Origin of the sequence: Bacillus sp. FSL M8-0277 (assembly GCF_037975305.1) — a bacterium.
In the GTDB taxonomy this organism is placed as follows: Bacteria; Bacillota; Bacilli; order Bacillales; family Bacillaceae; genus Bacillus; species Bacillus pumilus.
In genome coordinates, this window is record NZ_CP150255.1 from 1,680,830 (window position 1) to 1,695,826 (window position 14,997).

Annotated in this window: 11 protein-coding genes; all 11 read left to right on the forward strand. The window is 40.2% G+C overall.

The window, feature by feature from the left end:
• The first annotated feature begins 65 nt into the window (after positions 1-65).
• The 11 genes from MKZ05_RS08320 to MKZ05_RS08370 all read left to right on the forward strand — a co-directional run bounded on the left by MKZ05_RS08320 (position 66) and on the right by MKZ05_RS08370 (position 14,947).
• Positions 66-791, forward strand: a complete 726-nt coding sequence (locus MKZ05_RS08320) for a GntR family transcriptional regulator (protein ID WP_050944992.1) — start codon at positions 66-68, stop codon at positions 789-791.
• Between the two features lie 99 nt (positions 792-890).
• Positions 891-2,123 carry an MFS transporter gene (locus MKZ05_RS08325; RefSeq protein WP_199852771.1) on the forward strand — a complete coding sequence of 411 codons (1,233 nt, stop codon included), beginning with the start codon at positions 891-893 and terminating at the stop codon, positions 2,121-2,123.
• 317 nt (positions 2,124-2,440) lie between these two features.
• Entirely contained in the window at positions 2,441-5,557 is a 3,117-nt protein-coding gene (locus MKZ05_RS08330; protein WP_253622599.1) for an MMPL family transporter, read from the forward strand.
• A gap of 145 nt (positions 5,558-5,702) precedes the next feature.
• Complete coding sequence (locus MKZ05_RS08335) at positions 5,703-6,983, forward strand: pitrilysin family protein (protein ID WP_050944985.1); 1,281 nt, start codon at positions 5,703-5,705, stop codon at positions 6,981-6,983.
• Positions 6,980-8,272, forward strand: a complete 1,293-nt coding sequence (locus tag MKZ05_RS08340) for a pitrilysin family protein (RefSeq protein WP_106028935.1) — start codon at positions 6,980-6,982, stop codon at positions 8,270-8,272. The genes MKZ05_RS08335 and MKZ05_RS08340 overlap by 4 nt, the downstream gene beginning before the upstream one ends.
• A 152-nt stretch (positions 8,273-8,424) precedes the next feature.
• On the forward strand, positions 8,425-8,901 hold the full coding sequence (locus MKZ05_RS08345) for a MarR family transcriptional regulator (RefSeq protein WP_003212512.1): 477 nt from the start codon (positions 8,425-8,427) through the stop codon (positions 8,899-8,901).
• A complete protein-coding gene (locus tag MKZ05_RS08350; protein ID WP_339162144.1) occupies positions 8,879-11,998 on the forward strand; it encodes an MMPL family transporter in 3,120 nt (1,039 codons plus the stop codon). Before MKZ05_RS08345 ends, MKZ05_RS08350 begins: the two co-directional genes overlap by 23 nt.
• A gap of 31 nt (positions 11,999-12,029) precedes the next feature.
• Positions 12,030-12,758 (forward strand): SDR family oxidoreductase, encoded by a 729-nt coding sequence (locus MKZ05_RS08355; RefSeq protein ID WP_339162147.1) that lies wholly within the window; start codon positions 12,030-12,032, stop codon positions 12,756-12,758.
• Between the two features lie 73 nt (positions 12,759-12,831).
• Positions 12,832-13,089 carry a DUF3243 domain-containing protein gene (locus MKZ05_RS08360; RefSeq protein WP_003211590.1) on the forward strand — a complete coding sequence of 86 codons (258 nt, stop codon included), beginning with the start codon at positions 12,832-12,834 and terminating at the stop codon, positions 13,087-13,089.
• A 131-nt stretch (positions 13,090-13,220) separates the two neighbouring features.
• Positions 13,221-14,012: a DUF3388 domain-containing protein gene (locus MKZ05_RS08365; protein WP_003211480.1), complete on the forward strand. Its 792-nt coding sequence runs from the start codon at positions 13,221-13,223 to the stop codon at positions 14,010-14,012.
• A 23-nt stretch (positions 14,013-14,035) separates the two neighbouring features.
• On the forward strand, positions 14,036-14,947 hold the full coding sequence (locus tag MKZ05_RS08370; RefSeq protein WP_003212257.1) for a helix-turn-helix domain-containing protein: 912 nt from the start codon (positions 14,036-14,038) through the stop codon (positions 14,945-14,947).
• The last annotated feature ends 50 nt before the right edge of the window (positions 14,948-14,997 follow it).

A 14,997-nucleotide genomic window follows, 5' to 3' on the forward strand; every position in this document is an offset into this window, starting at 1 on the left:
TTCAACTTATCTCGGAATAGAGATTTCTCATCTTATCATTTGCATTGATTAGACGGAGGGAAAACATGTCGACCAAAACAGACAATCGCCATTTATATTTGAAAGTGATTGACCGTATTAAAGAAGATATACAATCAGGCGTATATGCCGAAAAAGAAAAGCTGCCTTCTGAGTTTGAGCTCTCAAAGCTTTTAGGCGTGAGCAGAGCGACACTGCGTGAAGCCCTTCGTATATTAGAAGAAGAGAAATATTTAATTAGAAGGCATGGTGTGGGTACGTTCGTCAACACAAGACCACTCTTTTCAACAGGCATAGAACAGCTGGCAAGTGTCACGAAAATGATAGAGCAGGTCAATATGACGCCTGGAACCATTTTTTTATCCTCCCAAGAAGGGGAACCAACAGAGAATGATGTGATTCGTTTTCAGTGTGATGAATCTGATGAGATTTTTTCAATGGAGCGCGTTCGGACGGCAGATGGACAGCCCGTGGTTTACTGTTTAGATAAAATTCCGGTCAAGCATCTTCCCGCTTCTTTTACACATGAAGAAGAGTCTCTTTTTGAGCTATTTGGAAGAGAACCACACAGCGGGATAAAATATGCAGTTGCTGACATTGAACCAATCGGCTACCACGATCAGGTTTCACCGATACTAGAATGTGACCCTGAAACAGCATTATTACTACTGAAACAAATGCACTATGATCAGGATGATCAGCCGGTCTTATACTCGCTTAATTATTTTCGAGCGGATAAATTCAGCTTTCATGTGATACGTAAACGATTTTAACGAGCAGTCGCTTTCATAAGCGGTTGCTTTTTGTTTGCCCATACATAATACCCGTAAAACTTGCCACACTAATACGTAACAGTATATAGAATTGGGTGAATGATGTTGGGCGAGAAAACAGTCAGTAAAAAGAATATTATTGCATTATCATCAGTGCCTTTAATCATGACACTTGGGAACTCGATGCTCATTCCCGTATTGCCACAGATAGAAAAGACACTTTCCATTACTTCCTTTCAAGTCTCCCTCATTATTACGGTATACTCCGTTGTCGCGATCTTATGTATTCCGATCGCCGGCTATTTATCAGATCGAATCGGGCGAAAAAAGGTACTCCTGCCGTGTCTGTTAATCGCAGGACTTGGAGGGGCTGTGGCAGCAGTTGCCTCAACGATCATGAAAGAACCGTACATGTGGATTCTATTTGGCAGGGTCCTTCAAGGTGTTGGCTCAGCCGGGGCAGCACCTGTCGTGATGCCGTTTATTGGAGATTTGTTTCATGATGATGAAGAAGTCAGTGCGGGACTAGGCGCCATTGAAACCTCTAACACAGCTGGAAAGGTATTGAGCCCGATTATTGGGGCGCTTTTGGCTTCATGGTTTTGGTTTGTGCCGTTTTGGTTTATTCCGTTCTTCTCAATCATCAGCTTTCTCATGGTACTGTTCATGGTAGAATCCGCGAAAAAAGAGGAGGACCCGCCTTCATTCAAAGAATTTTTACAATCAACAAAGACCATATTTAAGCATGAGGGACGCTGGCTTTATGCCATTTTTGCAATTGGCGGTTTTATTATGTTTCTTCTTTTTGGTGTGCTTTTTTACTTATCTGATAACCTGGAGGCAGCTTATCAAATTAAGGGTGTCAAAAAAGGGCTCCTGCTTAGCATTCCGCTCCTTTTTCTATCCATCAGCTCATACGTTGCTGGGAAAACAATTGGAAAAGAAAAAGGGAAAATGAGAATCTTTTTAATCGTAGGCATGGCCTTGCTATCACTTTCCTATATGCTTTTATGGTGGAATCACAGCTTTTATGTATTGTTTATCTGCTTAAGCATTGGCGGTGTTGGCATCGGTATTGTCCTGCCTGCACTTGATGCCCTGATCACAGAAGGAATTGAAAAAGAGCAGTGCGGAACCATTACGTCGTTTTACAGCAGTATGCGTTTTATCGGTGTCGCTTTAGGACCTCCGATTTACGCTTATCTCATGGATAAAGGGGACTCCATCGTTTTTATTCTCTCGACCATTTGCAGTCTTATTTCTCTATTTTTGGTCATCTTCTTCATCCAGCCAGATGAAGAGGATGAAAGTGAACAATTAAAAACGGTTTAATCTAGAAAAAAGACGGTATTTTGCCATCTTTTTTCTTTTTTATAAATTGACATGTAAAATTTTGATAGTTAAACTAATGTATAGTAATATCTTTTAAATTATTCCAAACGGGAGGTGTTCAAAAACATTCATTTTCTGTCCTTCTTTAGGCGGAAATTGAGTTCGCGTGGTGATGATGAATGTGTGTTTCTTCAACACGAAAAGACAATTGAATAGGTCATCCTGCCATTAGCACGTTGAAGGAGACGCAGTCAGCACTTCAGACACGCTCAAATATAGCAAATTGATTGATGAACTAGAAGGAGCTTGAAGCAGCTATGTTGCAAATAATTAAAGCAAGATGGATTGTATTAGTGGTGTGGATGATAACAGCTGTGATTCTGTTTATTACTGCGCCCAATTTAGAGGAATTAACAAGAGAAAAAGGGCAATTAAAGGTTCCGGAGGGGACACCAACAGCTGAGGCACTTCACTTATTGGATAAGCTCACAGATCAAAACGGGAAAAAAGATACGGGTGTCATTGTATTCTCCGAACAACATCTGTTCCCAAAGAAAGAGCAGGAATTAAAAAAGGCTTTATCTGCACTCATGACACATGCTCCAGACCTCCACGTTGACGGAATTACTTCGTATTTTCATGTAGATCCGGACATTCAAAGACAACTTTTATCAAAGGATAAAAGTACACTTCTTGTTCCATTCAAATTCGACCACTACGAAACAAAAGCTGTGAAGCTTAAAGAACAAATTGAGGAAGTTTTAAAGCCCTATCATGTCTCATATGAAATGACGGGACAAAAATTTGTGGATTCAGATGTCATTCAAAGCTCTCAACAAGGTCTGAAGAAAACTGAACTTATAACGATCATTTTTATTTTCTTTATTTTAATCATTGTTTTCAGATCGATTTTGGCACCTGTTGTTCCGCTCATTACGATCGGCATTTCTTATGCTGTCAGCCGGTGTATTGTGGCTTTTCTAGTAGAATATATGCAATTTCCTCTATCTAATTTTACTCAGATTTTTATGGTAGCGATTATGTTCGGTATAGGAACAGATTATTGTATTTTGCTGTTAAGCCGTTTTAAAGAAGAAATCGGTCAAGGTCGTGATGTGAAAGAGTCGATTATCATCACATATAAATGTGCAGGGAAAACGGTCCTTTTCAGTGGCTTAGCCGTGTTAGTCGGCTTCTCAAGCATTGGGTTTGCCAAATTTCAATTGTATCAATCAGCCGTTAGTGTTGCTGTTGGAGTTGGTATCCTGCTGATCGCCCTTGTCACCATCGTTCCCTTTTTTATGTCTGTTTTTGGAAAATCCCTTTTCTGGCCATCTAAAAGAGAAAACATTCGCCACCCGCAAAGTAAAATGTGGGAATGGGCTGGGCGTTTTTCATTTAAAAGGCCGCTGATCAGCCTAGGTTTAGTTGCACTCATTACGGTGCCTCCTATTCTGATGTACGACGGGACTCTTTCTTATAACAGCTTAAATGAGATTGGGACAAAGTATGAATCAGTGTCTGCATTTAATACGATATCAGAGCAATTTGGCTTTGGGGAAGCGCTGCCCCTGAATGTACTTGTTGAAAGTGACAATAAGTTAGATAACCAAGAAAAGATTGTCATAATTGAAAAACTGACCCGTAAATTAAATGACATTGACGAAGTAAAAACAGTTCGCAGTGTCACTCGGCCTGTTGGGGACGGGCTAAGTCAGCTTTACGTCACCTCTCAAGCAAAAGAGCTGGGCGGAGAACTAGGAAAAGGCCATGAAGGAATCGGAAAAATTTCAGATGGTTTGACCGAAACAAATCTTGCCCTTCTTAAACAAAAACCAAAAATTCAAGAATCCGCTAAAGGCATTGATCAGCTGATTGATGGAACAAAAGCGATCAAAAGCGGCATTGGAGAAGTAAGGGTGTCCCTGATCTCTTTAGAAGATGGGGTGAGGCGCAGTAAAGATGGCGTCGGAACCATTCGAAGTAAAATCAAAGAAGCAAAAAAGGAATTAGAGCAAGAATATCGAAGCAGTGAAGCGATGATTCAAGAGCTTAAACGAATGGTGAGTACGCTTGAACGTCATGCGAAATCAAATCAGCAGCTAATAACCACCATTAAAAAAGTAAAAAGTTCGTATGAAAATGTATCGTTTGAAGCACTTGAAAAACGGCTTCCAGAAGTAAAAGATATGGATGAATATAAAGAAATAAAGAAAGTATTCAAAGACACAAAAGGAATGCTTGATCAAGCAGGGGACCAAATGAGTCTGTATGAAGAGGAAGCCTCTGTCTTTAAAGAAAAGATCAAGAAAGCAGATTCAGTGATTCAAAGCCTATCAAGCAAGCAAAAAGAAGTAAAACGTCAAGTACAAGCGCTCATGGAAGGACTGGATCAAATTTATGCCGGTCTTGATCAAACAAATGAGGGTCAAAAACAATTGATTAAAGAAATGCCTAAAATTGAAGATGGCGCAGACCAGCTGACAGACGGTCAAAAAGCCATCAAAAAAGGATTTAGCCAGCTTTCATCAAAACTCACATTGTTAACAGATGGTTTAGATGAAAGTATTGAAGGGCTTGAGCAGGTCAAAAGCGGCTTCACAGAGGCGGACGGCTATTTAAAGCAGCTTCAGAAAGCGCCAGATGAAGAAATAACAGGCTGGTTTATTCCAGAAGAAGTGCTGAAACGCCCTGAATTTAAGCAAATCTTTCATACGTATATGTCTCCAGATCGTAAATTAACAACCTTTGAAGTTATTTTAAATGTGAATCCATACAGCAATGAAGCGATGAAAGGCGTTGCGAAAATTGAGGACACCCTTGATCAATATTTACCTGTCAGCGGGTTAAAGAATGCAAATTACGGTGTGTCTGGTATCTCAAGTTTAAATGTAGATTTAAAAGAAACATCTGACGGTGACTTTATTCGAACGGTCATTTTCATGCTAGTTGGCATCTTTATCATTTTAATTATATTATTACGGTCAATCGTCATGCCGATATACTTAACACTTTCACTCATTTTAACGTATTTTACATCCGTCGGTTTAACAGAATGGATCTTTAAAACATTTTTTGGCTACGACGGTCTCAGCTGGGCTGTCCCATTTTTCAGCTTTGTCATTCTTGTCACCCTTGGCATTGATTATTCGATCTTCTTAATGGATCGCTTTAATGAATGGAAGGGAGAGCATGTGCAAGCATCAATGATATCAGCGATGAGAAATATGGGTTCCGTCATTATTTCAGCAGTCGCGATATTAGCGGGGACCTTTGCCGCTATGCTGCCGTCCGGTGTATTATCACTTGTTGAAATTGCAACGGTCATACTCATTGGGCTTTTATTATATGCTTTTGTTGTATTACCGCTCTTCATCCCGGTCATGGTTCGTATTTTCGGTAAATGGAATTGGTGGCCTTTTAGAATGAAATAACGACCGGCGTCTCTGCTTATAGCAGAGGCGTTTTTATTTCCTATCCTTTCCTCTGATTGATATAATGTCTATTAAATGGCTGTTTTACGTATATATCAGCTATGTTCTAATACATAATAAATAGGATGAACAAAGGAGGTTTCTCATGACGTACTTACAAGAGAAGACACTAGACACACCTGGTCTTCATACTCATATTGTCAAAACAGAAAAATTTAAAACGGTCACAATCCTTTTTAAAATGCTTGCGCCTCTATCGAAAGATGACGTCACCATGCGTTCACTTTTCCCGCATGTGCTGTTAAGAGGAACAGAGAAAATGCCGAAAACAGGAGAATTGCGTGCTTATTTTGATGAGCTTTATGGTGCTACGGTTTCAGCAGACATGGCGAAAAAAGGGGAGAATCACATCATTACCTTCCGCCTGGAAATGGCGAATGAGAAATATTTAAAGGATCAAACCCCTTTACTAGAAAAAGGGATTGCCTTACTATCTGATCTACTATTCCATCCGTATGTTGAAAATGGAGCGTTTAGTCAATTATATGTAGATCAAGAAAAACGCACTTTAAAACAGCGAATTCAAGCAGTGTATGATGATAAAATGCGTTACTCGAACTTAAGGCTTGTGCAGGAAATGTGCAAAGGTGAACCGTATGCACTGCACGTCAATGGAGAAATGGAAGATATCGAAACGATCACAGCTCATTCGCTGTTTGAAGCATATAAGCATGCGCTTCAAACAAATCAGCTTGATCTTTATGTTGTGGGAGATGTAGACGAACAAGACATCAGCCGAATGGTCTCTCAATACTTCAAAACAAGTAATAGAGAACCGGTCAAACAACACGCTGAATCAGCAAGCACGCAAAGAGAAGCAAAAGAAGTCATCGACGAAGAAGACGTAAAGCAAGGCAAACTGAATATCGGCTTTCGCACGCATACGACGATTGCAGATGACGATTATCCGGCTTTGCATTTGTTTAATGGCATATTCGGCGGCTTCTCACACTCGAAGCTATTCATCAATGTTCGGGAAAAAGCAAGTCTTGCGTACTACGCTGTGTCTAGACTTGAGAGCTTTAAAGGCTTGATGATGGTCATGTCAGGGATTGAAGTCGGCAACTATCAGCAGGCAGTAGACATCATTAAAGAACAATTTGAAGCGATGCAAAAAGGTGATTTTTCAGATGAAGCGATTGACCAAACAAAAGCTGTCGTCAAAAATCAGCTGCTTGAAACGATCGATACATCTTATGGGACAGCGGAATACCTGTATCAGCATGCCGTTGTGCCAACAGGGGAAACGCTTGATTCCTTTTTAGAAGCACTTGACCGAGTGACAAAAGAGGACATCATCAAAGTGGGTCAGAAAATCGAATGGGATACGACCTATTTTCTTAAAGGAACGGAGGGTGCTTCATGACAGTGAAAACAATTCAATTCGACCAGCTGCAAGAAACGGTCTATCACGAAAAAATGGAGAGCGGACTTGACGTCTATGTGCTCCCAAAGCAAGGGTTTAACAAAACCTATGCGACCTTTACAACCAAATATGGCTCTGTCGATAACGAATTTGTGCCGCTTGGCAAAGAAGACATGATTCGAGTGCCTGACGGAATTGCCCATTTCTTAGAGCATAAACTGTTTGAAAAAGAAGACGGAGACGTATTTCATACATTTAGTAAACAAGGAGCATCCGCAAATGCTTTTACGACATTTACGAGAACAGCTTACTTATTCTCAAGCACCTCAAATGTCGAACAAAATCTTGAGACACTCATTGATTTTGTTCAGGAACCTTATTTTACTGAAAAAACGGTCGAAAAAGAAAAGGGCATCATTGGTCAAGAGATTAACATGTATGATGACAATCCGGACTGGCGTTTATTCTTCGGTCTGATTGAAAATCTATATCAAGAGCACCCCGTGAGAATTGATATAGCTGGAACAGTAGAAAGCATTGCTCCGATTACAAAAGATCATTTGTATGAATGCTATGAAACGTTCTATCACCCGAGCAATATGCTTCTATTTGTTGTCGGTCCCGTTGATCCGAAGCAAATATTAGATCAAGTTCGAGCAAATCAGGCGAAAAAGCCATTTACAGACCAGCCAGAGATCAAACGAAAAGACATCAATGAGCCTGAAGGTGTGTACCGAAAAGAATACGAACTTCCAATGAACGTACAAGGCTCGAAATGTATGTTCGGTTTGAAAACAAAGAATCCTCATAAAAAAGGAAATGAGCTGCTAAAACATGAGCTCGGAATGAATCTCATTTTAGAGACACTGTTTGGTAAAAGCTCCTTACAATATGAACAAATGTATGAAAAAGGTTTAATTGATGAGACCTTCAGCTACGATTATACGGAAGAAGGCGGCTTTGGCTTCACGTCAGTTGGCGGAGACACAAATGATCCTGATCAACTGGCGAAAGTATTAAAAGAAACCCTTCTTCAAGCAAAGAACTTGATCTCAGAAGAGAAAATTGAGCTCGCGCGTAAGAAGAAAATCGGAAGCTTTTTAAAAGCGATGAACTCTCCTGAATACATTGCAAACCAATTTACCCGATATGCATTTTTAGACATGAGCTTATTTGATGTCGTGACTATGCTGGAACAGATCCAATTAACCGACATTCAGCAAATTTTAGAGGAAGAAATTGATGAAGAACGGATGTCCGTTTTCAAAGTCGTCCCGAAAACCAAATAAATAAAGAGAGACAAACTCAGATAAATGAGTTTGTCTTTTTTGTGTTTAATGAATAAAAGCCTGTGATTTGTGAGGATTTTCATTGACAATCATTTTGTTCATTAGTTAAACTCTTTAATAGTTAAACACTTAAACTAAAAAAGGAGCAGCGTATGGAACAAAATAAAATTGCACAGCTCATTCAGAGATATGCAGATGTCTATCTTATGATGGAAAAAAAGGTATCGAGTATGATCACGGAAAAGCTTGATAAAGAGCTGACGCTTGATCAGTATTACTCGCTTCGATACATCAATTTACATCCTGGATGTACGTCTACTGACCTTGCAAATGTATGCAATGTGAATAAAAGTGCGGTAACCTCCATGACCAATCGTCTTTTTACAAAAAACTATATTGTCCGTGAGCACGATAAAGCCGATCGAAGAAATGTTCACCTTTACGTCACGCCAGAGGGCAAAGATGTGGTCAGCCGAATGGAAAAGCAGCTTCAGGATCTCGTTCGATCTTATTTTGAAAAGCTGGAAGAAAAAGAAATGGAATCATTTATTCAAACATATGAAAAGATCTATCAAGTAATCATCGAAGAGGAGGCACAAAGTACTAATGAGAGCAATCATAAAGGGTAGATGGCTGATCACGATTTTATGGATCGTATTAGCGGCAGTGTTACTCATCACCGCCCCTAATATGGCGCAATTAACAAAAGAAAAAGGGCAAATTTCAGTACCAGACGGCTATCCGTCCTCATATGCAAATCAGTTATTAAAGAAAATGTCTGAAAACGGTGATACAGAAAAATCAATTGTCATTGTCTTTCAAGAAAAGAACATTGCCAAAGAAAGAGAAACATCTTTAAAAAAGGCAATGGAGATTTTAGAAAAGGACCAAGATCTACATGTCGAGGACATCACTTCTTATTTTGACGCCAATAAAGATATCAAAAAACAGATGCTTTCTAAAGATCGCACGACGCTCCTTGTTCCAGTTACATATGACTCAAACAAAATCAAAGCTTCCGATTTTAAAGAAAGAGTCAATGAAAAGCTGAAGAGCTTAAATCTAACATATGAAATGACAGGACAGCCGTTAATTGATGATGACGTGATCACAAGCTCGCAAGAAGGTCTGAAGAAAACTGAGTTCATTACGATTGGGTTTATTCTTATCGTTCTTGTCCTTGTCTTTAGATCAGCTGTGGCGCCTTTCGTTCCATTAGTCGCAGTAGCTTTGTCTTACTTGGTGAGTCAATCCATCGTGGCTTATTTAGTTAAATATCTCGACTTCCCGCTCTCGACCTTTACCCAAATTTTCATGGTCGCGATCATGTTTGGAATAGGAACGGACTACTGCATTCTACTTCTCAGCCGCTTTAAAGAAGAAATCGCACACGGTAAAGATAAAATTGAGGCAATTCTCATTACGTATAAAACAGCAGGAAAGACTGTTTTATTCAGCGGAATTGCTGTGCTCATCGGTTTTACATGTATTGGCCTGGCACAGTTTCAGCTCTATAAATCGGCTGTTGCAGTAGCAGTTGGTGTTGCTGTGCTCATTGTGGCGCTTCTCACGATTGTTCCGTTCTTTATGGCGGTTTTAGGAAAAGTGTTATTTTGGCCGATTAAAGGTGATATTGCGCATCCGCAGTCAAAAATGTGGGAAACAGCAGGACGCTTTTCATTTAAAAAACCACTTTTCAGTTTATTAATCGTAGGAATCATTACGCTTCCGCCCATTCTCATGTATAAAGGAACGCTTTCTTATAACAGCTTAGATGAAATCGGTAATAAATATGAATCAGTCAATGCATTCAATACGATTTCTGACAAATTTGGACCAGGAGAAGCTCTACCTGCAACGATTGTTGTGAAATCAGCTGATCTGTTAGACAACAATAAAGGGCTGATTGCTGTTGAAAAACTCAGCCGTGCAATTGAACAAACAGATGGCGTAAGTAAAGTGAGAAGTGCGACACGTCCTGTCGGTAAAGGGCTGAGTGATCTATACGTGAAATCACAAGCAAAAGAACTAAATACCGGACTTGATAAAAGTAATGAAGGCTTGAAAAAAATCCAAGATGCACTGACGACAATGAGTCAATCCATTGAGGATCAAACGCCGCAAATCAAATCATCTGGAAAAGGCATTAACAAATTGATTTCTGGTACAGAATCAGTGAAAACAGGCATTCAAAACATCGAAAAATCGTTAAGAGATTTACAAGGCGGAATCGATCAAAACAAAAACGGTGTTGCACAGATTAAAGAAAAAATTAAAGGTGCGAAAAAAGAATTAACGGCTCAAGTCGCACAAGTGAATCAGCAAGTGTCGCTATATAAAAGCATTTCCAGAGAATTAAAGGCAGCATTGGCGCAGGTTGATACGTCCTCCTCTGCCGCAGCGGATGTAAAAGCATTAATCACACAAGCAAATAAACAATTTAGTACACTTGAAAAACAAATTCCGCAAGTGAAAGAAAATCAATCGTATCAAGCCATCAAAGCTTCATATAATGAACTTTCTTCGACCTTGCAAGAAGGCGCAAAACAGGCAGACAGCTATGCCAAACAAGCGAAAGAAGCTAGAAAACAGCTTGAAGCAGCGGATGCCTTTATCGCAAAAGCTAAAGAGCAGCAAAAAGTTTTGACGAGTCAAATCGATGAACTCGTTGCTGGCTTAGATGCAATTGAAACTGGATTGGATAAAACGTCTAAAGGTCAAGGGCAAATAGCTGATAATATGCCAAAGCTTGCTAATGGTGCCGGGCAAGTGATTGATGGTCAAAAACAAATGAAAGAAAAGATTGGTGGCTTTGGTGATAACCTGACCAAACTGACAGATGGGCTGAACAAAAGCGTCGATGGCTTAGAGAAAATTTCAAGCGGATTAATGGGTGCAGGTGACTACTTAGACGAACTGAAAAATGCACCAGATCAAGACATGGCCGGCTGGTTTATCCCAAAAGACGTGCTGAAAAACAAAGCATTCAAGCAAGTGTTTGATTCATACATGTCGGATGACCGCAAGATGACAAAGATTGATGTCATTTTAGAAAAAAATCCATATGGCAACGAAGCCATGTCGACGATCAAACAAGTAGAAGCTTCTGTCGAGCGGGCACTTCCTGAAACGAATTTAAAAGATGCATCATTCGGCGTTTCAGGTGTATCAAGTATGAATGCTGATTTAAAACAGCTTTCAGACCAAGATTTCAATAAGACGGTTCTTTACATGATGATCGGTATTTTCCTCATCCTTGTGATCCTGTTCCGTTCGCTTGTGATGCCGCTGTACTTGGTAGGTTCACTTATTTTGACTTACTTTACAGCTATCGGAATGACAGAATTTATTTTCACTCATTTCTTCGGATATCCGGGCATTAACTGGGCGGTTCCATTCTTTGGATTTGTCATATTAATGGCGCTCGGAGTCGATTATTCGATTTTCTTAATGGAGAGGTTCAATGAATACAAAACAAAAGACATTCAGTTTGCGATGACCGAATCAATGAAGAATATGGGCTCTGTCATTATGTCTGCTGCTGTTATTTTGGCAGGAACATTTGCAGCCATGCTTCCTTCAGGAGTGCTGTCTCTCCTGCAGATTGCAACACTTGTTCTCACAGGACTTTTGCTGTACGCACTCGTTGTGCTACCATTGTTCGTACCTGTGATGGTGAAATTGTTCGGATCAGCGAACTGGTTCCCATTTAAACGAAAAGAATAGATATTTCAAATAGAAAGTAGGAATCCATGTGATGAGTCGTTGGGCGCTGATAACAGGTGCCAGTGGCGGGATTGGGCAGGCTGCGGCAAAAAAGCTTGCCCAGGAAGGCTGCCATGTGATAATCCATTATCACAAAAATGAACAGACAGCCGTTCAGCTTGCCGCTGAGCTGGAAGAAACATGTCATATTCAGACGCATGTCGTTCAAGCGGATTTAGCTAAAACGGGCGGAGCAGATGAGCTCGTCAGCCGTCTGCCTGTATGTCCAGATATTCTTGTATTAAATAGCGGTAAGAGTCATGTCGGATTAGTGACAGATACAGAAAAAGACGTATTAGCCAGTATGGTGCAGCTTCATGTCACAAGTCCATATGAGCTCACCCAGCACCTATTGCCAGCCATGATTCAAAAAAAAGCAGGTCATATTGTTGCGGTAAGCTCAATATGGGGAGAAACAGGTGCATCGTGTGAAGTGCTGTATAGCATGGTAAAGGGGGCGCAAAATGCGTTTATTAAAGGTCTGGCAAAAGAGCTTGCCCCAAGTGGAATTAGAGCAAATGCTGTTTCGCCAGGTGCTGTCCATACAGACATGATGAAAAGCTTCACACAAGAAGATATTGCCATGCTGGAGGAAGAAATCCCGCTTGGCCGGCTTGCATCACCTGAGGAGATTGCAGATGTCATTTGGTTTCTCGCCTCAAAGCAGTCAAGTTATATGACAGGTCAAATTTTATCCGTTAATGGAGGCTGGTACTGTTAAATAACGTGTATAATTCGTAACTCCATGACAAAAGCTATGGCTGTAATTCATCTTTTCGAATGGAGGAATCGACATGTCAGTACTTGAGAACTGGGACCATTGGAAAAACTTTTTAGGTGACCGCTTAAATCATGCGCAGGATAAAGGCTTAAAAGATGATACCATCAATAACCTTGCGTATGAAATTGGCGGATATTTAGCTAACGAAGTTGAAGCAAAGAACGAGCAAGAAAGAGTACTTGCTGACCTTTGGAGCGTTGCATCAGAAGATGAGCAGCGCGCAATTGCCAATATGATGGTCAAACTGGTTGAAAATAATAGCTCGCACTAAACAAAAAGAGGGGTCGTTTGTGCCTCTCTTTTTATTTTAACTGTTTCACAACATTGTGCTTTCTAAAAATGTGAAAATGCTTTATGATATAGGAAGGTAAAAATTTGCCACAATGAAGGGGGTAATATCATTTGGCAAAGCTCGAATGGTATTTTGAATATGAGATACAGGTAAACCGTCCCGGACTTTTAGGAGACATTTCATCTCTAATGGGGATGCTTTCAATTAATATTGTGACAATTAATGGTGTTGATGTATCAAGACGCGGAATGCTTTTGCGCTGTGACCATACAGATCAAATTAAGCGCCTTGAATCAATTTTAAATACAATGGAAACGATAAAAGTAACGAAATTAAGACAGCCAAAACTTCGTGACCGCTTAGCGGTTCGTCACGGCAGATATATTCAGCGTGATGCAGATGACAAAAAGACGTTCCGATTTGAAAGGGACGAGCTTGGTCTTCTTGTTGATTTTATGGCAGAACTATTTAAAAAAGAAGGACATAAATTGATTGGGATTCGGGGGATGCCGCGTGTCGGAAAAACAGAATCAATTGTGGCTTCAAGTGTATGTGCCAGCAAGAGATGGCTATTTGTATCGTCGACTCTTTTGAAACAGACGATCCGAAGTCAGCTGATTGCGGATGAATACAGCCCAGATAACGTCTTTATTATTGATGGGATTGTGTCGACGCGAAGAGGTTCTGAGAAGCACTTGCAGCTTTTAAGAGAAATTATGAGACTGCCGGCAACAAAAGTAGTTGAGCATCCAGACATCTTTATTCAAAATTCAGAATATACAATGGATGATTTCGACTATATCATTGAATTGCGTAATAGTGCAGACGAAGAGATTACATATGAGCACGCTGAAGAACCACAAGTGTTTGATCATTCTGGTTTTTCTGGCTTCGATTTTTAATATGGTAATGGTAGGTGTTTGTTTTGACTGAATTGGGAAAACGGCTCATTGAGGCCAGAGAGGAAAAAGGGATGTCGCTGGAGGATCTTCAGACGGTGACCAAAATCCAAAAGCGCTACTTGCTAGCAATCGAACAAGGAAACTATGATATTATTCCAGGTAAATTTTACGTCAGAGCATTTATTAAACAATATGCCGAAGCCGTTGGACTAAATCCTGAACAATTGTTCGAAGAATTTCGTAAAGATGTGCCGAGCACATATAACGATGAAGTATCTGATAAATTATCAAATATTAAGCCGCAAAGAGAGCTGCCTAAGCCTGCCTCGAAGGTGCTTGAGCTGCTGCCGACCATCTTGATTATTGGAGGCGTCCTTGTGGTCATCGCGATCATTTATGTCATCGTGCAGGCGGTCAATCATGATAGCGGACAGAAGAACAACCAGACGGCTCCTCAGCAGTCAGAATCTAAGTATGAAGTATCTGAGGATTCATCTCTTGCCAAGGATCAAAAGAAAAAAGAAAAAGCTTCGTCAGATGATCAAGAAAAATCATCTAAAAAAGATGACTCATCAAAGGATTCATCCAAAGACGATGAAACGGTCTCTTTGAAGGCAGCGAATACAGAAGGTTCAACGACAACGTATGAAGTGTCAGGCGCAGATGAGATGGAGTTAACCATTTCTGCTACAAAAGCTTCTTGGCTGCGCGTCAGAGACGAATCTGGAAAAGTGCTGAAAATGGGTGAACTTAAAGATGGCGAATCGTTTAAAACAGACTTGTCTGAGCTCTCTCAGGTCGATATCCGTCTAGGCAATGCGACTGGAATTGATATTAAGGTGAATGACGAGACGCTTAAGTACGAATTAGACCCTAAGAACACCATGACACAAAACATTGTGATTGTGAATAAAGGAAAGGAAAAGTCATCTTAAGCAAGTAGATGACTTTTCTTTTGTTCCTACTATTATATATACATAAAAAA